A 19,019-nucleotide genomic window follows, 5' to 3' on the forward strand; every position below is an offset into this window, starting at 1 on the left:
CGGGATCATGGCCTAATGCAGCCGGGGCGTGGCGCCCTGGCCCTTGTCGTCGATCACCAGGCCACGGTAGAAGCGGTCGAGCGTGAAGGCCGCGTTGAGACCGTGCGGCTCGTCCTTGGCAATGGTCCAGGCAAAGCACCAGCCGGAAGCCGGCGTCGCCTTGAAGCCGCCATAGCACCAGCCGCAGTTGAGATACATGCCCGGCAGCGGACCGGTGGTGATGATTGGCGAGCCGTCCATCGACATGTCGCAGACGCCGCCCCATGAGCGCAGCATGCGGACACGGGCCAGCCCAGGGAACAGCGCCAGCATCTCGCTCATCACCTCATCGACGATAGGCAGGCTGCCGCGTTGGGCGTAGCTGTTGTAGCCGTCGAGATCGCCGCCATAGACAAGCCCGCCCTTGTCAGATTGCGACATATAAAAATGGCCCATGCCGAAGGTCAGGACCGTATCGATGAACGGTTTTAGCGATTCCGTGACGAAGGCCTGCAGCACATGGCTCTCGATCGGCATCGTCTCGATGCCGGCAAGCCGCATGACCCGCCCGGTGCTGCCGGCAACCGCGACCGCTACCTTTTTTGCGCGGATTTCGCCGCGCGTTGTCGTGACGCCGATGATGCGGTCGCCGTCGCGCAGGAAGCCGGTGACCTCGCAATTTTCGATGATGTCGACGCCGCGGCGATCTGCGCCGCGCGCATAGCCCCAGGCGACGGCGTCGTGGCGGGCGGTGCCGGCGCGCCGCTGCATCAGGCCACCGACGATCGGGAAACGCGCGGTGGCCGAGACGTCGAGCGCCGGCACCAGGCGCGCGATTTCGGCCGTGGTCATCAGTTCGGCGTCAACGCCGAGATGGCGCATGGCGTTTCCGCGCCGGGCATAGTCGTCGAGCTGGGCAGGTGTGTGGGCGAGGTTCAGGCAGCCGCGCTGCGAGAACATGACGTTGTAGTTGAGGTCATGGGCCAGGTTCTCCCACAGCTTCATCGAATGTTCGTAGAAACGCGTGTTGGCCGGCAGGAGATAGTTGGAACGGACCGCCGTGGTGTTGCGGCCGACATTGCCGGAGCCGAGCCAGCCCTTCTCCAGCACCGCGACATTTGTGATGCCGTGCTCCTTGGCGAGATAGTAGGCGGTCGACAGGCCATGGCCGCCGCCGCCGATCACGATCACGTCGTAGGACGCTTTCGGGTCGGGCTTGCGCCAGGCCGGCCTCCAGTCCTTGTTTCCGGTCAGCGCGTTCTTGAGAAGCGAAAAGGCCGAATATTCCGCCATTCTTATTGTCATCCATTTCAGGCTTTACGGCAGAGTATAGAGCAGGCTGCAAACGCAAAGCCAAGATTGCGCCATCGCTTTTCGACTCCCCGACTTCGATTGGATTTGGCCGACTTCGATTGGATTTGGCCGACTTCGATTGGATTGGCCGACTTCGATTGGCGGGACTTCGAAAAACGAGACGCCTGGGATGACTTGCCCCGTGATATGAGCCTCTTTATCAAGGACGTGCTTCAAAACTGCCGATGCCGCCCGCGAGTCGCCAGAAAAATCATGTTCTTTCGTTTATTCCGCCTGGTCTTGATTCTTGCGCTTGTTGTCTCGGCGCCGCCGTCGCTCGTTGCTATGGCGCAGGCACTCGGGCAGGGCGCCGCCGGGTTGATCGCAGACCAGCAGAAGGTCATCCAGAGTCTGACGGCCAAAACCGACGGTCTCGAGAAGAAGATACAGCAGGACGGCCAAGACGATGCCACCCTCGTGGAAATCCGTCTGCAATTGGAGGATCTGTCGCGGGCGGCGCTCACCAGCGCGCTGGCGTTCCGATCGCGTCTCGGCGATATCAACGATCGGATTGAGATGCTGGGACCTCCGCCGGCCGCGGGCCAGCCGGCCGAGCCAGACATCGTAACCGGTGAACGCCAGGCCTTGGCTTCCGAAAAAGCCGAGATCAACGCCGTTATTGCCAGCGCGCAGAACCTGTCGATCCGCATCAGTGGGCTGATCGAGAAGATCGGCAACATGCGCAGCGAGCTGTTCCGCAATGTGCTTACCAAACGCTACGTGCTGTCCGATGCGCTTAGCCCCGAAGTCTTTTCCGACGCCAACGCTGAGTTTTCCGGCTTCTATAAGGCGGTCTCGTCCTGGCTGAGTTTCGCCTTCAAGTTCAAGTTCCAGGCCATTCTTGCCGCGACTTTGATGGCGCTCGCATTCGCTGCAGTGCTTTTTATCGGCGGCCGACGCCTGTTCGGCCGCGTCTTCGAAGCGGATCCCTCCGTCGAGGACCCCTCTTATCTCAGCCGCCTGTCGGTGGCGTTCTGGTCGACGTTGCTGCCGACGCTGGCGGTCGGCGCCTTCCTTGTCTCGACGATCTTCTTCTTCGATTATTACAACGTTTTACGCGGTGATATCGGCATCTTCCTGAATTCGCTGGTTGCCGTTATCGCGGTGGTGTTCTGCGTCAACCGCCTGACCAACGCAGCGCTCGAGCCCCGACTGCCGAACTGGCGTTTGATCCCGGTCGAAACCGGCCCGGCGCGCTGGCTGGTGCGGCTGACGACCGCCATGGCTGTCGTCATCGGCAGCAACAACTTCCTGTCTGTCGTCAACGACAAGATGGGCTCGCCACTGTCGCTGACCATCGCCAGAAGCTTCATCGCCACCATCATCGTCGGCATCATCCTGATCCTTATGGGCCTTCTGAAGCCGTTCAAGGCCCCCGACGGAAGCTGGCGCCCGTGGCCGGCGTGGCTGCGCTACACCGCCGTCGCGCTAGGCCTATTCACAATCGCATCGGCACTGCTTGGCTATATCGGCCTTGCAATTTTCGTCTCGCTGCAGGTCGTGGTCACCGGCACCATCCTGGTCACCGCCTATATCGGCTTCCTGTCGGCGCGAGCGATCGGCGAGGAAGGTGGTTTCGCCAAAACTTCGATCGGGCGCTGGCTAGCGGCCAATTCAAGCTACGAAGAGACCGCCCTCGACCAGCTCGGGCTTGTCGTCAGCGCCGCCATCAACATCATGATTGTGCTGGTGTTCCTGCCGCTGATCCTGTTGATGTGGGGCTTCCAGCCCGGCGACATCCAGGCCTGGGCCTACAAGCTGGCGACCGGCCTCACCATCGGCTCGGTGACGATCTCGGTCACCGGCATTCTCACCGGCGTCGTCGTCTTCATCATTGGCTATTTCCTGACGCGCTGGTTCCAGGGGTGGCTCGACGGCTCGGTGATGGCGCGCGGCCGGGTCGACACCGGCGTGCGCAATTCGATCAGGCTGGCGGTCGGTTATGCCGGTGTCGCGGTCGCGGCACTGGTCGGCATCTCGGCGGCCGGTATCGACCTCTCCAATCTCGCGCTGGTCGCCGGCGCCCTGTCCCTCGGCATCGGTTTCGGCTTGCAGAATGTCGTCTCGAATTTCGTGTCGGGCCTGATCCTGTTGGCCGAGCGGCCGTTCAAGGTCGGCGACTGGATCGTCGCCGGCGACATCAGCGGCACGGTCAAGAAGATCAGCGTGCGCGCCACCGAGATCGAGACGTTCCAACGGCAATCGGTGATCCTGCCCAATTCAAACCTGATCAACAATGCGGTCGGCAACTGGACGCACCGCAACAAGCTCGGCCGCGTCGACATCAAGGTCGGCGTCGCCTATGGCAGCGACGTCAAGCACGTGCATGGCGTTCTGTTGGAGATCGCACGCAGCCATCCGCTGGTGCTGAAGAACCCGGAACCCTTTGTGCTGTTTTCCAATTTCGGCCCGGCCGCGCTCGAATTCGAGATCCGCGTATTCCTGGCAGACGTTCTTAGTGGCAATATCGTCCAGAACGACATCCGCTTTTCCATCTTCGATGTGTTCGCCGACCAGCATATCGAAATTCCGTCGACACCGCGCGCCGTCGTCGAGATCAAAAAGCACGAGGCGTGGCCGATCGACGACGACAAGATCGAAGTCGAATTCGCCGAGCGGGAACAAGCAAAAGCCCTAGCGGCGGTCGAGGCGAAACGTCTCGCCAAGTCGGGACGCAAGGTACGGAAGCCCGATCCTGACTAGCTGATTGGAGCTTGCCTTCAAGCCTTCGGAAACCAATTGCGGCATGAATGCGGCATTCAGTTGCCGTTCAGCTTGCATTGCATATAAGCTCACCTGCAAACGGCGAGAATGCCTTGCGAAATGCAACAGAGGCGGTGGCAACACCGATACTGCAAAATGTGGAAGTCCCTCGTCGCCGCCGTCGCTTTTCTGGCCGTGGGCGGCTCGGCCCATGCCGCCAGCGCGGTTAACAAGGACGCCGAGACCCGCACGCTGATCGTGACGGAAGGCGGCGGCAAGACCGAGCTGGCGCTGGCCGCTGGCGAAACCGTGGAATTTTGCCCGAGCGGCTGTTTTGTTACCTTGCCGAATGGCGACCTCGAGGCGCTGACCGGTTCGGAGACGATCGAGATCTCGGGCGGCGTCGCGCGCATCAAGTAAAGTCGACGCCATGATTTTTGAAGGCCGGGCAAACACCCGGCCTTTTATTTGCTTCCGGTAATCGGCGATGAAGGTATGCATTTTTCTTCGAAGCTGCGCAGGACGGGCTCTAGCAGCGTCTTCGTACCGAGCAGGGCGAAGGCGTAGGTCTAACTGCATTCGACGGGCTGGTGGCGCGGGCTTTTTTGGCGATGTCGCAAACAGGCTGCAAGCGCGGCGCCGCGCCGCCCTATAGTCTGCTCGCAATAGCATCTTGGAGTCGCGGGCAATGGCAGGGTTTCCGGAAAAGGCGAAGGTCGTCATCGTCGGGCTGGGCGGCATCGTCGGCGCATCGGTCGCCCATCACCTGATCGAGCGCGGATGGGACGATATTGTCGGCATCGACAAATCGGGCATCCCGACGGATATCGGCTCGACGGCGCACGCTTCCGACTTCTGCTACACGACCAGCCATGATTTCCTGTCGTGCTGGACGACGCTCTATTCCATCGATTTCTACGAAAAGATGGGTCACTACGCGCGGATCGGCGGCCTCGAGGTCGCCCGCGTCGGCGACGACGCCCGCATGGCGGAGATCAAGCGCAAGATCGCCTCGGCGAAGGCCTTCGGCACACGCGCCCGCCTGATCGATCCCGCCGAGATCAAGGAAAAATTCCCGCTGATCGAAGAACAGATGGTACAGGGCGGCCTGTGGGATCCCGACGCCGGCCTCGTCATCCCGCGCTCGCAGACCGTCGCCGGCAAGCTTGTCGATCAGGCGGAAGCTTCCGGCAAACTCAGGGCGTTTGCCAATACGTCGGCCAGGTCGCTCGTCATCGAGAACGGCCGCATCAAGGGCGTGGTGACCGACCGCGGCACCATCGAGGCCGACTATGTCGTGGTCTGCACCGGCATCTGGGGACGGCTGATCGCGGAAATGGCGGGCGAGGACCTGCCGGTCATGCCGATCGACCATCCGCTTACCTTCTTCGGGCCGTACACCGAGTTCGCCGGCACCGGCAAGGAGATCGGCTGGCCGCTGCTGCGCGACCAGGGCAACTCGGCTTACATGCGCGATACCGGCGACCCCAAGACCGCCGAAGGCGGGCAGATCGAATGGGGTTATTACGAAGAGACCAATCCGCGCCTTTGCCATCCGCGCGATATTCTCGAGAAAAACGAGGCGCGGCTTTCGCCGTCGCAACGCGATCTCGACATGGAGCAGATCCTGGCGCCGCTCGAGCGCGCCATGGAACTGACGCCGATCCTGGGCGAGCTGGGCTACAATGAGAGCCATTCCTTCAACGGCCTATTGCAGGTGACGGCGGACGGCGGCCCCTCGATGGGCGAAAGCCAGAAGGTCAGGGGCCTCTGGTATGCGGTGGCGGTTTGGGTCAAGGACGGCCCCGGCATGGGCAAGCTCATCGCCGACTGGATGACGGACGGCCGCACGGCGATCGACCACCACGCCATCGACTATTCGCGTTTCTATCCGCACCAGACGAAAGAACAGTTCATCTGGGATCGCTGCACCGAAACCGCTATGAAGGTCTACAACCCAGCGGTCCATCCACGCGAGCCCTTCTCCAAGGCTCGCAATGTCCGCCGCTCGCCCTTCTGGGAGCGCGAGAAGGAACTCGGCGGCTATTTCATGGAACTCGGCGGCTGGGAGCGCGCCCATGGCTACGCCGCCAACGAGCATCTGCTCGAGAAATACGGCAACCGGGTGCCGGTGCGCCAAAACGAATGGGATAACCGCCACTTCTGGCGCGTCTCGAACGCCGAGCATCTCGCGATGAGCGAGGATTGCGGCATCGTCAACCTGTCGCATTTCGCCATGTACGACGTGGAAGGCCCGGACCATGTCGCGCTGATGGAATGGCTGTGCGCGGCAAAAATCGGCGGTGACGGCAATATAGGCAAGGGCATCTATACCCATTTCCTCGACGAGGAAGGCATGGTGCGCGCCGACCTGACCGTCATCCGCATGGCCGGCCGCTGCCGCGTCATCGACGGCGCCGATGCCGGGCCGCGCGACTTCCAGTACATGCGCCGGACGGCAGAGGACAAAGGCTTCGACGTTAGCGTCACCGATGTGACCGAGAGATATGTGACCGTCGGCATCTGGGGTCCGAACGCGCGGGCGACATTGAGCAAGTGCGTGGAAAACCCCGACGGGCTGACGCCTGAGAATTTTCCCTTTGCCGCGATCAAGCCCGTCAGGATCGCCGGCAAGGACGTGACCGCCTTCCGCATCTCCTATGTCGGCGAGCAAGGCTGGGAACTGCACATGCGCTACGACGACGGCCTGGCTGTCTGGGACGCGCTGCGGTCGACCGGCGTGATGGCCTTTGGCGTCGAGACCTATGCCAACAGCCGCCGCATGGAGAAGAGCCTGCGCCTGCAGAATGCGGACCTCTTGACCGAATACAATCTGCTGGAAGCCGACCTTGCCCGTCCGAAAGTCAAGGAGGCCGATTTCTGCGGCAAGGCAAAGCATCTGGAATATCGCGCCCGGGCGCATCAGCCGGCCATGCTTTGCACGCTTATCATGACCGACAATACCGATTCCAATGGCGTTCTCCGCTATCCGGTCGGCACGATGCCGGTGATGGACCCGCAAACCGGTGAGACGCTCGTCGACGAGCTCGGCCGACGCTCCTTCACGACCTCGGTGGCCTATGGTCCGACCCTCGGCAAGAACATCGCGCTCGCCTACCTGCCCTGGGCGTATTGCCAGGAGGGCTGCAAGCTGAGCGTCGAATATTTCGGCGAGAAGTACCCGGTCGAAGTGGCCGCCGTCGGTTACAGGCCGCTCTACGACCCGGAGAACGTCAATCCGCGCAGCTAAGTGTTGCTTGCCTGCCGATTCTCCACACAGGCAAGCCGAGCAGTGCCAGCAGGACCTGAATGCAGAAGCCCGATTCATCGTCGGGCTTTTCGCTTTGTGGAGCGATGATTCTCGCTTACCGTCGCGCTGCGATTGGGGGGTGCCTTTGCGGCGGATCGGCTGGGACAGAAAAAACGATGCGCTTGTGTTTCAACTGAACCGGAATATCCCGGTTCGCGTCAGCTGGACCTTCGCAATTCCCATTGTGCTGCCTTTCCTGAACGAGTGGGCGAGCCGACCCAAGGATGCACTGATCCATACCTCTATCTTTGCAGCGCTTCTGTTTGCGTCGATATTTCTGCACGAACTGGCACACGCCTGGATCGGACGCCGACAAGGCGTCGCCACCGACAGGATAGAATTATATCTCTTCGGCGGGCTCACGCGTTTCAAACGCGCCGCAGCGCCATCGCCTGCCTGGGCGCGGATTGCGATAGCGGGTCCCCTGGCGAACGTCGCGCTCGCCGCGTTTTTCGATGCGGCCTATTATCTGGTTTTTGGAGAACTCATCCCAGTTGCGCCCGAAAGGCCATTCGGGTGGCTGCCGTCAAGATCGGCCGGTCCTCTGGAATGGACGCTTTGGATTGGCGCATTGTTGAACGTGTCACTTATCATTCTCAACATCCTGCCTGCCTACGATCTGGATGGCGGCGTGATTGCAAGACATTTGTTCCTGAGACGCTTCGGCGCCCGCCGGGCCGCGCAGATCGTCGGCATCTGCGGCATCGTACTTTCAATTCTGCGTTTTGCGATCATCTTGCCTGCCGCGGTTGCAGGTATTCTGTTGTGGCTTCCGCCGTCATTCAAGCCGAACTGGAGGGCAGCGCGCGGGGTCGGTGCTAGAAAACCGAAGCCGGACCCATCCTCCGAGACGGATGTCGAGAAGGCCGTGGAGTGGCGGGGACGGGGCGGGCACCGCATCCACCAATGAAATTCGTTTTCCGGCGGTTCGCAAAAATGTGACCGAATGAGCCCGGGTCTCCACCGGGCTTTTCTCTTTGTCGATCGGCGATTTTCGCTTACCGTGCGGCATGTCTGGTTTTGCCCGTGCAAGACATCTCGTCTCGGGTGCCGCCGCGCTGGCGTCGGTGCTATGGCTGACTGCAAACTCCCGCGCCGCCGAGCCGGTCGACATCGAACTGGTGCTGGCAGTCGACGTTTCGCTGTCCATGTCGCCGGACGAGCTCGAAATCCAGCGTCATGGCTACGCGGCGGCGCTGACGCATGACGATGTCCTGCAGGCAATCGGCGAAGGCGCTCATGGCAAGATTGCCGTCACCTATGTCGAATGGGCTGGCGCGACCTGGCAGCAGGTCGTGGTGCCGTGGACGGTGATCGCCAATCGTGCCGACGCCGAGCGGCTGGCAGCGCAGCTTTCCGCTCATCCGCCGGCCACTGCCAGGCGCACCTCGATCTCCGGCGCGCTGGAATTCGCCAGCGATCTCTTTGCTGAAAGCGGCTTCCAGGGCGTCAAGCGGGTGATCGACATTTCGGGTGACGGCCCCAACAACCAGGGCGCACCTGTCGATATAACCCGCGACGCCGTGATCAAGCAAGGCATCACCGTCAACGGCCTGCCGCTGATGACCAGCGGCGGGTTCAGCAGCGCTTACGATGTCAACAATCTCGACCGCTACTACAGCGACTGCGTCATCGGCGGGCCGGGCTCCTTCATGATCCCGGTCAATGACTGGACGCAGTTTCCGGAGGCCATCCGCCGCAAGCTGGTGCTGGAGCTTGCCGGTCCGGCCTCGCCGCAGCGAGCGGCGGAAGAGGCGGCGCATCCGCCATTGGTGCTGGCACAGGACATCCCCGTCACCGACTGCCTGGTCGGCGAAAAAATGTGGCGCGACCGCAGCTGGATGTACGACAGCCGCTGATGGCGGAGTTTGCTGTCGATGGTGACATACCGCAGTGCAGCATCTGCTTCATTGACAAGCCTGCGGGCGTCTGTGACACAATTCCGCATCCGAACACATTAAAGGGGAACCGACATGAACAGGATCGGAATTCTTGCCGCAAGCTTGACGCTTGCCGTCGGATTGTCCGCGCCGGCGATGGCCGCCACATCGGTCAGCATCGGCATCAGTGGGTGGACCGGCTTTGCGCCGCTGACGCTCGCCAAGCAGGCCGGCATCTTCGAAAAGCACGGCCTCGACGTCACCTTGAAGAAGGTGCCGCAAGCCAGCCGGCCGCTCGCCATCGCCAGCGGCGACCTGCAATGCGCCGCCACCACGGTCGAGACCTGGCTGGTCTGGAACGCCAATGGCGTGACGACCAAGCAGATATTCCAGCTCGACAAATCCTACGGCGCCGACGGCATCGTCGCCCGCAACGACATCAAGACCGTCGCCGATCTCAAAGGTAAGTCGGTCGCGTCTTCGGCGCCGGGCACCTCGCCCTATTTCATGCTGGCCTGGGTGCTCAACAAGAACGGCATGTCGACCAAGGACGTGACGGTCGTCAACCTGGAGCCGGATGCGGCGGCGCAGGCGTTTCTCGCCGGCCAGAACGATGCGGCGGTCACCTATGAGCCGTTCATCTCGGCGGTGCGCGAAAAGTCCGACCAGGGCCACATCCTTGTCACCACTCTCGACTATCCGATGGTGCTCGATACGGTCGGCTGCACGCCGGAGTTCCTCAAGGCCAATCCGGATGCGGGCAAGGCGCTTGCCGACAGCTATTTCGAGGCACTCGACCTGATCAAGAGCGATCCGGCGAAATCCTATGAGACGATGGGTGCCGACGTGAAGCAGTCGGCCAAGGAATTCGAAGAGTCGGCCAAATACCTGAAATGGGCCGACAAGGCTGAAAACAAGCAGTTCTTCACCAAGGAATTCCAGGACTTTTCCAAGACCGCTGGCGAGCTTCTGCTGCAGATGGGTTTGATCAAGGAAGCGCCTGACGTCTCGACGTTGGCCGACACCAGCGCCGTCGCCGACTAACCGCCAGGATTGTCGCCCGGCGGCGGCGCGTGCGCCGCCGCTTTTTCATTCAGATCAGAGGACGGTCGAAGATGCCGCGCCCCTTGCATCCGGTCTCGCCGGGCATTCGAACCGTGCTCGGCATTTCGTTCTTCGTGCTGTTCGTGGCGTTCTGGGCGTGGATCACGCTTGGCGGCCACGTCAATCGCATTTTCCTTGCCGATCCGCTGTCGATGGTGAGAGACGGCTGGCGGCTGCTGGTCGAGGACCGCTTCTGGCTCGACATCCTTATCACCATCTGGCGCGTCTTCGGCGGGTTCCTGATGGCGGCCATCGTTGCCGTGCCGCTCGGCATCTTGATGGGTGCCTGGAAGCCCGTGGAGGCGTTCCTGGAGCCGTTCGTCTCCTTCGCCCGCTATCTGCCGGCATCGGCCTTCATCCCGCTGCTCATCCTGTGGGCGGGCGTTGGCGAGCTCGAAAAACTGCTGGTGATCTTCGTCGGCTCGGTGTTCCAGATCATCCTGATCATCGCGGTCAAGGTCGGCGGCACACGGCGCGACCTAGTCGAGGCGGCCTACACGCTTGGCTCGTCCGACAACGGCATCGTGCGGCGCGTGATCATGCCGGCCAATGCGCCGGAGATTGCCGAGACCCTGCGGCTGGTGCTCGGCTGGGCCTGGACCTATGTCATCGTCGCCGAGCTGATCGGCTCGTCGTCGGGCATCGGCTACATGATCATCAACAGCCAGTCGCGGCTGGCGACAGGGCAGATCATCTTCGGCATCATCGTCATCGGCCTGATCGGGCTGTTGTCCGATTTCGCCTTCAAGGCGCTCAACCGTTGGCTGTTTCCATGGAGCCTGGCGTGAGCAAGCTGCTCATCGAAGGCGTCTCGCGCACCTTCGCCGGTGTCGGCGGTGGGCAGCCGGTCAAGGCGCTGATGCCGATCGATCTGGCGGTCGCCGCCAACGACTTCATCACCATCCTGGGGCCATCCGGCTGTGGAAAGTCGACACTGCTCAGGATCGTCGCCGGCCTCGAAGCGCCGAGTGGGGGACGTGTTCTGCTCGACGGCAGGGTGGTGGACCGGCCCGGTCCAGACCGCGGCATGGTTTTCCAGTCCTATACGCTGTTTCCGTGGCTGACGGTCGCCGAGAACATCGCCTTCGGCCTGCGCGAACGTGGAATGGCCGAGCACGAGCGCAGCGAGATCGTCGCTTCTTACGTCGATCTCGTCGGGCTGAGAGGTTTTGAAAACCATTGGCCGAAGCAGCTTTCCGGCGGCATGCAGCAGCGCACCGCGATTGCCCGGGCACTGGCCAACGATCCGGAGATCCTGCTGCTCGACGAGCCGTTCGGCGCGCTTGACAACCAGACCCGCGGGCTGATGCAGGAACTGCTTCTCGGCATCTGGGAGCGCCGGCAAAAAACGGTGCTGTTCGTCACCCACGACATCGAGGAGGCGATCTTCATGGCGTCGCGCGTGGTCGTGATGACGGCACGGCCGGGCCGCATCAAATCGGACGTTGCCGTCGACCTGCCGCATCCGCGCCACTACACGCTGAAGACCAGCCCGGAATTTTCGGCGCTGAAAGCGCGGCTGACGGAAGACATCCGCGTCGAGGCTATGCGCACGGCGCAGGTATAGTCGCCGCAACCTACACTCGACCGCGACCGGAAAAGATGCTCGGTTCGCTCAACAGGCGCTTTAGGCGTGGAAGGTCGCGCGTAGGGGCGTCCATTGCCGCCATGAACGCGGCCCATTTTTCTGCATCGAGGCGGAAGCTGTGCGGGTCGGCCGGTTTTTCGGATAGGCTCGAACTCGTGGTCATGCGACATCTCTCGATGCGGAATATCACACTTCGCCGGTCCTCTGCTGATTTGCCAGATCAAGCCGCCAGAAGCTGCTTGCGGTCGACGCGTTCCTGTTGCGGCGAGCGGGCGTACAACTCGCGATAGCATTTGGAGAAATGCGAGGCGGAAACAAAGCCGCAGGCGACCGCCACTTCGACCACCGGCAACGACGACTGGATCAGCAGGTGCCGGGCGCGGTCGAGGCGGATCTCCAGATAGTAACGGGCAGGGGAGCGCCCCATCTCGGTGCGGAACAGGCGCTCAATCTGCCGGCGCGACAGGTCGACATGATCAGCGACCTCGATCAGCGAGAGCGGCTCGGAGAGATTGGCTTCCATCAGCTCGATAATCGCCAGAACCTTGGAATTCTGCACGCCAAGGCGAGCGCGCAGCGGCAGGCGCTGGCGGTCGGTCGGGCTGCGCACGCGATCAGTCAGCACCTGCTCGCAGACGCGGTTGACGAGGCTTTCATCGAAATCGTCGCCGATCAGCTTCAGCATCATATCGAGCGCGGCGGTGCCGCCGGCGCAGGTGTAGATGTTCTGGTCGATCTCGAAGAGGTCGGCGAAGACATTGGCCTTGGGGAACGCCTCGGAAAAGCCCGGCAGGTTCTCCCAATGGATGGCGCAGCGCTTGTTGGACAGCAGGCCTGCGGCGGCCAGGATATGCGCGCCAGTGCACAGGCCGCCGACGGCAACGCCGCGATTGTACTCCTCGCGCAACCAGGCAAAGGCCGATTTGTTCTGGTAGCGCTCGACATTGATGCCGCTGCAGACGATGGCCATGTTCGGCCGGTCCGGTCCGGACATTTTCTTGCGCTCTTCCTCCAGCGAGGTGTTGACGGCGCATTCGACGCCGTTCGAGGCGCGCACCGGCTTGCCGTCGATGCTGGCGAGCCGCCAGCGATAGGCTTCATAGCCGAGCATGCGGTTGGCCGAACGCAACGGATCGAGCGCCGTCGCGAAGGCGATCATGGTGAAATCGGGGACCAGGAAGAATACGAACGATCGCCGGATCGGGTGCTTTACGACGTTCACGGGTAGATACTCACGCTGCAATGGCGCGAACAGGATGTCGCGATTAGCATAGCGACATCAGGAAAGACGTTTCCTGTCAATTGGCTAGATGGCAACGGAGCAACTTTATTTGCGACACGGGTCGCAAATGGGCAATCGCTATGCGGCGAAGGACGCGACATGCCGCCCGATCGACCAAACGAGCCTACGCAGTCTGCGCACACGAAAACGCCGCCTCGGCAAAACCGAAGCGGCGCTGGATCGCCTTCGAAGCAGCGCAAGGCTGCTTCCGCCGGGATTGCCGCGTCTCAGGCGACGAAGCCGAGGCGCGCGGCAGCCATGGCACCGGTCTGGCCAGGCATGGTGTTGGCCAGGCGCTGGCGCTCGAGCGCGGTCGTCAGGTTCATTTCGCGACGGGCAAAGAGGCGGGCAAAAAGCTTCATGATCATCTCCATTCGGTTGCTCAGACGGGTCGCCTTCGCTTGATGGAGTGGGGCAGCTCGTTTGTTGATGATGATATAGGCTTACGTGAGGGGAAACTAAATCGCAAAAGCGAAGCACTTGATATGAAAAGCGACACGGAATGCGACAAATTTGGGCATTCTGCCCAGGATTTTCGATTATTTACAATGTGTTGATTGCCAGTGCGGGCTGCTATGCGACTTGCTCATATGCGGCATGCGACGGCGACATGGCTCGGGAAAATCATTGGAGTACAAACAAAAAGGCCTGCCGGGCTGATCTGCGCGGCAGGCCTTCAGCTGTTGATACACACGGTTTACTTTGCTCCAGCCCAGGATCCCACACCATGGCGAGTGCCGGCCTTGGCATCGGCAGCTTCGGGCCAGCCGATATCCTTCTGCAGTTCAATCGGCAGCGCGCGGATGGCGCGTTCCGTCTGGTAGCGGGCACGGGCCTCGCTGAACTCGGTCGCGATCCGACCGATGGATGACAGGATAGACATCTCATTCTCCTTCGCGTTGGGCCAGGTTGTCCCGGCGCTTGCAGCGTCAGGCGGTACACCGGGTTTGTTTCAGCTTCATTTCGTGTCGATTGCAGGTCCGTGTCATGGTTGTTTCGGGACCACTTCGATGCGTCCTGCCTTCGATGGAGTTGACTATCCTCCCAAACTGATGTTCAATCAAACGAAATGGAATGATGGTTTGCATCAGAAAAATTGAAGGCCGCTTACCATGAACGCCCCACTCAATCATCCGCTGCCGCTGCTCGATCTGGATGTTCTGCGCACTTTCGTCGCAATCGCCGAGACCGGCAGCTTCACCACTGCGGCCAATGCGGTCTTCCGCACGCCGTCGGCCGTCTCGATGCAGATCAAGAAGCTGGAGGACATTCTCGGCCGCTCGGTGTTCGCGCGCGACGCCCGTTCGGTGACGCTGACCACCGATGGCGAGATGCTGCTTGGCTATGCGCGCCGGCTGCTGTCGATCAATCGCGAGGTGGTGTCGAAGTTCATCATTCCAGACATTGTCGGCGTGGTGCGGCTCGGCTCGCCGGACGATTACGGCGAACGTGTGCTGCCGCATGTGCTGAAGCGGTTCGCACAATCGCATCCATCGATCGCGGTCGACGTCACCATCGACCAGAGCGTCAATCTGCGCCGGCGCATGGACGACCGGGCGCTCGACATCACGCTGCTCACCAACTCCTACAAGACCAGCGCGATCGGCGCCGAAGTGCTGCTCACCGAGCCGATCGTCTGGGCCGGTGCCAAGGGCGGTTGCGCGCATCTGCGCGAGCCGCTGCCGGTCTCATTGTGGGAAGAGGGCTGTGCCTGGCGGGCAGGGGCATTGGAGGCGCTTGGCCGCGAGGGCCGCAACTACCGTATCGCCTATATGAGCGCACACACGGCCGGCCAGCGCGCCGCGATCATGGCGGATCTTGCAGTCGCGCCGCTGCCGAAATCGTTCCTCGGCAGCGATATGGTCGAGCTGTGCCCGAAGGACGGCATGCCTGACATCGGCACCTACAATCTGGCCATGGTGGTGACGCCGGACGCCAGCGCTCCAGTGAAGGCAGTCGCCGACCATATCCGCGCGACGTTTGAGATGTTCAGGGAAACTGGGAAGTTCTGAGCCAACTACGACCTGAGCGGCGCAACCAGATCGCGAGGCGTTCCGTCGCGGTCTGCCCTTTGCAGCGACAACTCTCCTGCCTTGGCATGATAACTGTCAGTTTCGTTGGTCAAGAAGGCCACTATGCTGTCCCGCGCGCGACGCGCCTCCGGCATGTCGATCAACGGCCAGACATGGAACATGCCTTGCTCGTGGACGACCTCAATTTCGACGCCGGCCGCGCGTGCCTTTTCCGCGAAAATCAGATTGTCGGGGGTGAGCAGATCGCGTGAACCGGTCAGCAGCAGCGTTTTGGGCAGCACCGACAGGTCGCCGTAAACCGGGCTGATGCGCCAGTCGGTGGGATCGATGCCGGCGCTGTAAAGCCGGATCGCCTCGCGGCCGCCGGCAATGCCCAGCCACGGATCGTTGCGTTCGGCCTCATACATTTCTGGGTTGGCGAGCGACACGTCGAGACCGGGCGAAATCAGCACGTGGCGTGATGGCAAGGGCAGGCCGTCTTGCGCAGCCATCATGGTCAGCACGACGGCCATGTTTCCGCCGGCGGAATCGCCCATGAAGATGATATCATTCGCCCTGGTTTCGCCGAACATCTGGCGGTAGACGGCGCCGACCATGCCGAACATGGCGTGAAAATCGTGTTCGGGAGCAATGGGATAGATCGGCACGGTGATACCGAACCCGAGGCGGTCGGCCATGTCGGCGATCAGCCGCCAATGATAGGGTGTGATTTCAAAGACGTAAGCGCCGCCGTGCAGGTAGAGAATCCGCCTCCGCTCACCAGCCTGGGGAGCGATCTCGTAGACGGGAAAGCCGTTGATCGTGCGGGTTGTGATCTCCAGGCGTGACCACAGCGACGCAGGCGGCTGATGGTTTTCCGTCCTGCGCGCATAGGCGATCCAGCGCTGCAGGTTCTCGGGGCTGGAAAACGCCTTCTTGCGGCTGTACCTGAGGACGAACGACACGACGTGGCTTTTGAGACTGGGCATGCAGATACACGGACTTCGGCTGAGCCGACTAAGAGAACCCCCGACTATTTCGAAGATTGTGTCGCCACCAAAAAAGTCAAGATTGATGCAATCTCAACACGGTCGTTTGATCCCAGCTGTCGACAAAGCGTCCGGCCATGAAGTCTCTGGCCTACCGGTGCAGCTCAACGCCGCGGCAGCAACGCGGCGCGCAGCCAATTGTTGGGTGCAGCCGGAGCCGCATTGCGGCTCCGGCGAATACCGAGCAGCTTGCATTTGTCGATGAATTTCATCCGCGCTGCGTGCCCCATCCGACCGAAAGCTGCCTTTCGCTCGAACGCGGCGACACCGGCCAGCCAATGTCCTTTTGGATCTCAGGCGGCAAGCTGTTGAGGATGCGCAGCGACTTGCGCGCTTCGCGTGTTTTCTTGAAGGCCGCACCATAGCGGCCGAAGCTTTCGAACATCGACATCTTGATCTCCTTGGAGCGTTGCGGTGGCCGAAAACTGTTTCCGCCTGCCGTTCGATGCCGGTTAATGCTCCGCCTATGTATCTGGCGGATTTCACGAAAACGCGATTTCGTTTCCAGATCGGCGCGATCTGGAAACATTTGCATACAAATGAAAATGGAAGGTCTGACAGCCTGGCGGAGGCGAGTCATCCCCGCCCGCGCCGCGCGGCATGGCCTTCGCGCGAACGCCGCCGCGGGGCAGCGTCGCCGGCAATGCCGTCTTCGCTCACCGTCTTGCGCGGCGGCAGTTTCACCGCCGCCGACAGCTTGGGAAACGGGTCGATCTTGTTCGGGAGCGCCATGGCATAAACGAAATGTTCCTGGAATTTCGGCTCCAGCGCCGTCTCGATCTTCTCGATCTTGCTAACGGTTTCCTCGATCTCGCGGCGATAGCCACGGTTCAACAGCGCCATGCGGGCGCCGGCGCCGGCCGCATTGCCAACGGCCGAGACCTTGTCGAGGTCGCAATCCGGAATCAGGCCCAGCACCATTGCGTATTTCGGGTCGATGAACGAGCCGAATGCGCCGGCGAAGTGGATGCGGTCGACATGATCGGTGTGCTGTTTTTCCATCAAAAGCTTGGTGCCGGCATAAAGGGCGGCCTTGGCAAGCTGGATAGCGCGCACATCAGTCTGGGTGATGGTGATCTTGGGCTCGCCTTCCTTCAGCACATAGGAGAAGGTGCGGCCATTGGCGACGACGCGGGGCGAGTGGCCGCTCAGCGATCCATCGACGACGCCGTCCTCGGAGATGATGCCGGCGAGATACATCTCGGCGACCACCTCGATGATGCCGGAGCCGCAAATACCGGTGACGCCGGTCGCCTGCACACTGTCGAGGAAGCCCGGCTCGTCGGACCAGAGTTCCGAGCCTATGACGCGGTATTTCGGTTCCAGCGTTTCAGGATCGATGCGGACGCGCTCGATGGCACCCGGTGCGGCGCGCTGGCCACCGGAGATTTCCGCACCTTCGAAGGCCGGGCCAGTTGGCGATGAGGCCGCCACGACCCGCTGGCGATTGCCGAGCACGATCTCGGCATTGGTGCCGACATCGACGATCAGCATCATCTCGTCCTGGCGGTGCGGCCCTTCCGACAGCGTCACTGCGGCAGCGTCCGCGCCGACATGGCCGGCAATGCAAGGAAGCATATAGAGCCTGGCGCCCTGGTTGAGCTTCAAACCGATATCCGATGCCTTGATGTGCACGGCGCCGGAGACGGCTAGCGCGAAGGGGGCGCCGCCGAGCTCGGTCGGATCGATGCCGAGGAACAGATGGTGCATGATCGGATTGCCGACGAACACGGAATCCAGGATGTCGTTGCGTTGGACGTTGCCTTCGGTGCAGACCTTGTCCACAAGCCCCGAAATGGCCTCGCGCACGGCGACCGTCATGCCTTCGCGGCCGTCCGGGTTCATCATCACGTACGAGACACGGCTCATCAGATCCTCGCCGAAGCGGATCTGCGGATTGGATGTGCCCGACGAGGCGGCCACGCGGCCCGACAGCAACGACACCAGATGCATGGCGATCGTGGTCGAGCCGATATCGCAGGCAAGTCCGTACGCCTCGTTCTTGAGGCCGGGCCACAAAGCGATGACCCGTGCGGTCTCGCTGTCGGTGTCCTTGTGGATGGCGGCGGTCGCGGTCCAGTTGCCTTTGCGCAAAATGCCTTGCACCTGCGGCAACAGATGGAAATCGAAATCGAGGCTCTTGAGGCCCCAGTCCTTCATCAGCGCGATCTTCAGACGGTCGAGGTCGCCGAGCGGCTTGTGCATGTCGGGTTCTTCGATCTCGACATAGCACATGCGGATTGCCGCATCGCGGGCGATGACCCTGGTGTCGGCGTCCTTGCGAATGGTCTGCGCGTTGATGACGGTGTCCTGCGGCACGTCGACGACGAGATCGCCGAGAATCTGCGCCGAGCAGGACAGCCGGCGGCGCTCGGGCAGGCCGCGTACGCGCTCGTAGCGCTCTTCCTTAGCGCCCTTGGGCGAGAGGTGATCGTTGGAGGAAACGATCTTGTGCTTGGCGAAATTGCCTTCCTGCACCTCGATCTGGCAACGCCCGCAAGTGGCACGCCCGCCGCACACGCTCTCGACATAGACACCGAGTTGGCGCGCGGCGTCCAGAACCGGCGTGCCGACGGGAAACCGCCCGCGCTTGCCCGACGGCATGAACAGCACGAGCGGATCGGTGATGTTGACGGGAGAGTTCATACGTTCCAGACTTTACTTTCTACGCAGCTCGGGTCTTGGCTACGGCAGCGATGCCGCTATGTCTCGGTTCCTCCCCAGTCCTGGGCCCCATATCGTGTCGGCCAAGACCTGGC

General features: G+C 61.9%; 17 protein-coding genes. 9 read left to right on the forward strand and 8 right to left on the reverse strand.

Going from position 1 to position 19,019, the window contains the following annotated elements; all coding sequences use genetic code 11:
• Nucleotides 1-12 precede the first annotated feature (12 nt).
• A complete protein-coding gene (locus tag NKJ81_RS03520; RefSeq protein WP_352500964.1) occupies nt 13-1,272 on the reverse strand; it encodes a sarcosine oxidase subunit beta in 1,260 nt (419 codons plus the stop codon).
• Nucleotides 1,273-1,545: 273 nt separating this feature from the next.
• On the opposite strand from NKJ81_RS03520, the gene NKJ81_RS03525 reads away from it, so the two are divergent.
• From NKJ81_RS03525 to NKJ81_RS03560, 8 genes are all read left to right on the forward strand, one after another.
• Nucleotides 1,546-4,035, forward strand: coding sequence for a mechanosensitive ion channel family protein (locus NKJ81_RS03525; RefSeq protein ID WP_352539649.1), 2,490 nt, complete (start codon nt 1,546-1,548; stop codon nt 4,033-4,035).
• A gap of 156 nt (nt 4,036-4,191) precedes the next feature.
• On the forward strand, nt 4,192-4,455 hold the full coding sequence (locus NKJ81_RS03530) for a hypothetical protein (protein WP_352452117.1): 264 nt from the start codon (nt 4,192-4,194) through the stop codon (nt 4,453-4,455).
• Nucleotides 4,456-4,723: 268 nt separating this feature from the next.
• Nucleotides 4,724-7,285 (forward strand): GcvT family protein, encoded by a 2,562-nt coding sequence (locus tag NKJ81_RS03535; RefSeq protein WP_352539650.1) that lies wholly within the window; start codon nt 4,724-4,726, stop codon nt 7,283-7,285.
• A 7-nt stretch (nt 7,286-7,292) separates the two neighbouring features.
• A complete protein-coding gene (locus NKJ81_RS03540) occupies nt 7,293-8,255 on the forward strand; it encodes a site-2 protease family protein (protein WP_352539651.1) in 963 nt (320 codons plus the stop codon).
• A gap of 100 nt (nt 8,256-8,355) precedes the next feature.
• The gene (locus NKJ81_RS03545; RefSeq protein WP_352539652.1) at nt 8,356-9,204 is read left to right on the forward strand and encodes a DUF1194 domain-containing protein; all 849 of its coding nucleotides are present in this window, start codon (nt 8,356-8,358) and stop codon (nt 9,202-9,204) included.
• A gap of 114 nt (nt 9,205-9,318) precedes the next feature.
• Entirely contained in the window at nt 9,319-10,269 is a 951-nt protein-coding gene (locus NKJ81_RS03550) for an ABC transporter substrate-binding protein (RefSeq protein ID WP_352452114.1), read from the forward strand.
• A gap of 71 nt (nt 10,270-10,340) precedes the next feature.
• Entirely contained in the window at nt 10,341-11,117 is a 777-nt protein-coding gene (locus NKJ81_RS03555) for an ABC transporter permease (RefSeq protein WP_352539653.1), read from the forward strand.
• Nucleotides 11,114-11,896, forward strand: a complete 783-nt coding sequence (locus NKJ81_RS03560; protein WP_352500960.1) for an ABC transporter ATP-binding protein — start codon at nt 11,114-11,116, stop codon at nt 11,894-11,896. The genes NKJ81_RS03555 and NKJ81_RS03560 overlap by 4 nt, the downstream gene beginning before the upstream one ends.
• 10 nt (nt 11,897-11,906) lie before the next feature.
• On the opposite strand, the gene NKJ81_RS03565 is transcribed toward NKJ81_RS03560, so the two are convergent.
• The 4 genes from NKJ81_RS03565 to NKJ81_RS03580 all read right to left on the reverse strand — a co-directional run bounded on the left by NKJ81_RS03565 (nt 11,907) and on the right by NKJ81_RS03580 (nt 14,082).
• Nucleotides 11,907-12,080 carry a type II toxin -antitoxin system TacA 1-like antitoxin gene (locus NKJ81_RS03565; RefSeq protein ID WP_352470283.1) on the reverse strand — a complete coding sequence of 58 codons (174 nt, stop codon included), beginning with the start codon at nt 12,078-12,080 and terminating at the stop codon, nt 11,907-11,909.
• A 57-nt stretch (nt 12,081-12,137) separates the two neighbouring features.
• Entirely contained in the window at nt 12,138-13,076 is a 939-nt protein-coding gene (locus NKJ81_RS03570; protein ID WP_352501106.1) for a GlxA family transcriptional regulator, read from the reverse strand.
• 350 nt (nt 13,077-13,426) lie between these two features.
• Nucleotides 13,427-13,561 carry a hypothetical protein gene (locus NKJ81_RS03575; RefSeq protein WP_013894968.1) on the reverse strand — a complete coding sequence of 45 codons (135 nt, stop codon included), beginning with the start codon at nt 13,559-13,561 and terminating at the stop codon, nt 13,427-13,429.
• 335 nt (nt 13,562-13,896) lie between these two features.
• Nucleotides 13,897-14,082, reverse strand: a complete 186-nt coding sequence (locus NKJ81_RS03580) for a hypothetical protein (protein WP_352452109.1) — start codon at nt 14,080-14,082, stop codon at nt 13,897-13,899.
• 229 nt (nt 14,083-14,311) lie between these two features.
• Here NKJ81_RS03580 and NKJ81_RS03585 point away from each other — a divergent pair, with 229 nt between their 5' ends.
• A complete protein-coding gene (locus NKJ81_RS03585; protein ID WP_023676521.1) occupies nt 14,312-15,211 on the forward strand; it encodes a LysR substrate-binding domain-containing protein in 900 nt (299 codons plus the stop codon).
• 5 nt (nt 15,212-15,216) lie between these two features.
• On the opposite strand, the gene NKJ81_RS03590 is transcribed toward NKJ81_RS03585, so the two are convergent.
• The 3 genes from NKJ81_RS03590 to NKJ81_RS03600 form a co-directional block, all read right to left on the reverse strand.
• On the reverse strand, nt 15,217-16,200 hold the full coding sequence (locus NKJ81_RS03590; protein ID WP_352539654.1) for an alpha/beta hydrolase: 984 nt from the start codon (nt 16,198-16,200) through the stop codon (nt 15,217-15,219).
• A 268-nt stretch (nt 16,201-16,468) separates the two neighbouring features.
• Entirely contained in the window at nt 16,469-16,651 is a 183-nt protein-coding gene (locus NKJ81_RS03595; protein ID WP_352470285.1) for a hypothetical protein, read from the reverse strand.
• 185 nt (nt 16,652-16,836) lie between these two features.
• A complete protein-coding gene (locus NKJ81_RS03600) occupies nt 16,837-18,906 on the reverse strand; it encodes an ASKHA domain-containing protein (protein WP_023676517.1) in 2,070 nt (689 codons plus the stop codon).
• Between the last annotated feature and the right edge of the window lie 113 nt (nt 18,907-19,019).

The sequence above is a fragment of the Mesorhizobium sp. M0018 genome, assembly GCF_040323955.1.
Lineage (GTDB): Bacteria > Pseudomonadota > Alphaproteobacteria > Rhizobiales > Rhizobiaceae > Mesorhizobium.

Excerpts from the sequence above, each read along its gene's own strand:
- NKJ81_RS03520 (WP_352500964.1), bottom strand. The coding sequence starts at position 1,272 with ATGGCGGAATATTCGGCCTTTTCGCTTCTCAAGAACGCGCTGACCGGA.
- NKJ81_RS03525 (WP_352539649.1), top strand. The coding sequence starts at position 1,546 with ATGTTCTTTCGTTTATTCCGCCTGGTCTTGATTCTTGCGCTTGTTGTC.
- NKJ81_RS03530 (WP_352452117.1), top strand. The coding sequence starts at position 4,192 with ATGTGGAAGTCCCTCGTCGCCGCCGTCGCTTTTCTGGCCGTGGGCGGC.
- NKJ81_RS03535 (WP_352539650.1), top strand. The coding sequence starts at position 4,724 with ATGGCAGGGTTTCCGGAAAAGGCGAAGGTCGTCATCGTCGGGCTGGGC.
- NKJ81_RS03545 (WP_352539652.1), top strand. The coding sequence starts at position 8,356 with ATGTCTGGTTTTGCCCGTGCAAGACATCTCGTCTCGGGTGCCGCCGCG.
- NKJ81_RS03550 (WP_352452114.1), top strand. The coding sequence starts at position 9,319 with ATGAACAGGATCGGAATTCTTGCCGCAAGCTTGACGCTTGCCGTCGGA.
- NKJ81_RS03555 (WP_352539653.1), top strand. The coding sequence starts at position 10,341 with ATGCCGCGCCCCTTGCATCCGGTCTCGCCGGGCATTCGAACCGTGCTC.
- NKJ81_RS03565 (WP_352470283.1), bottom strand. The coding sequence starts at position 12,080 with ATGACCACGAGTTCGAGCCTATCCGAAAAACCGGCCGACCCGCACAGC.
- NKJ81_RS03570 (WP_352501106.1), bottom strand. The coding sequence starts at position 13,076 with ATGATCGCCTTCGCGACGGCGCTCGATCCGTTGCGTTCGGCCAACCGC.
- NKJ81_RS03575 (WP_013894968.1), bottom strand. The coding sequence starts at position 13,561 with ATGAAGCTTTTTGCCCGCCTCTTTGCCCGTCGCGAAATGAACCTGACG.
- NKJ81_RS03580 (WP_352452109.1), bottom strand. The coding sequence starts at position 14,082 with ATGTCTATCCTGTCATCCATCGGTCGGATCGCGACCGAGTTCAGCGAG.
- NKJ81_RS03585 (WP_023676521.1), top strand. The coding sequence starts at position 14,312 with ATGAACGCCCCACTCAATCATCCGCTGCCGCTGCTCGATCTGGATGTT.
- NKJ81_RS03590 (WP_352539654.1), bottom strand. The coding sequence starts at position 16,200 with ATGCCCAGTCTCAAAAGCCACGTCGTGTCGTTCGTCCTCAGGTACAGC.
- NKJ81_RS03595 (WP_352470285.1), bottom strand. The coding sequence starts at position 16,651 with ATGTCGATGTTCGAAAGCTTCGGCCGCTATGGTGCGGCCTTCAAGAAA.
- NKJ81_RS03600 (WP_023676517.1), bottom strand. The coding sequence starts at position 18,906 with ATGAACTCTCCCGTCAACATCACCGATCCGCTCGTGCTGTTCATGCCG.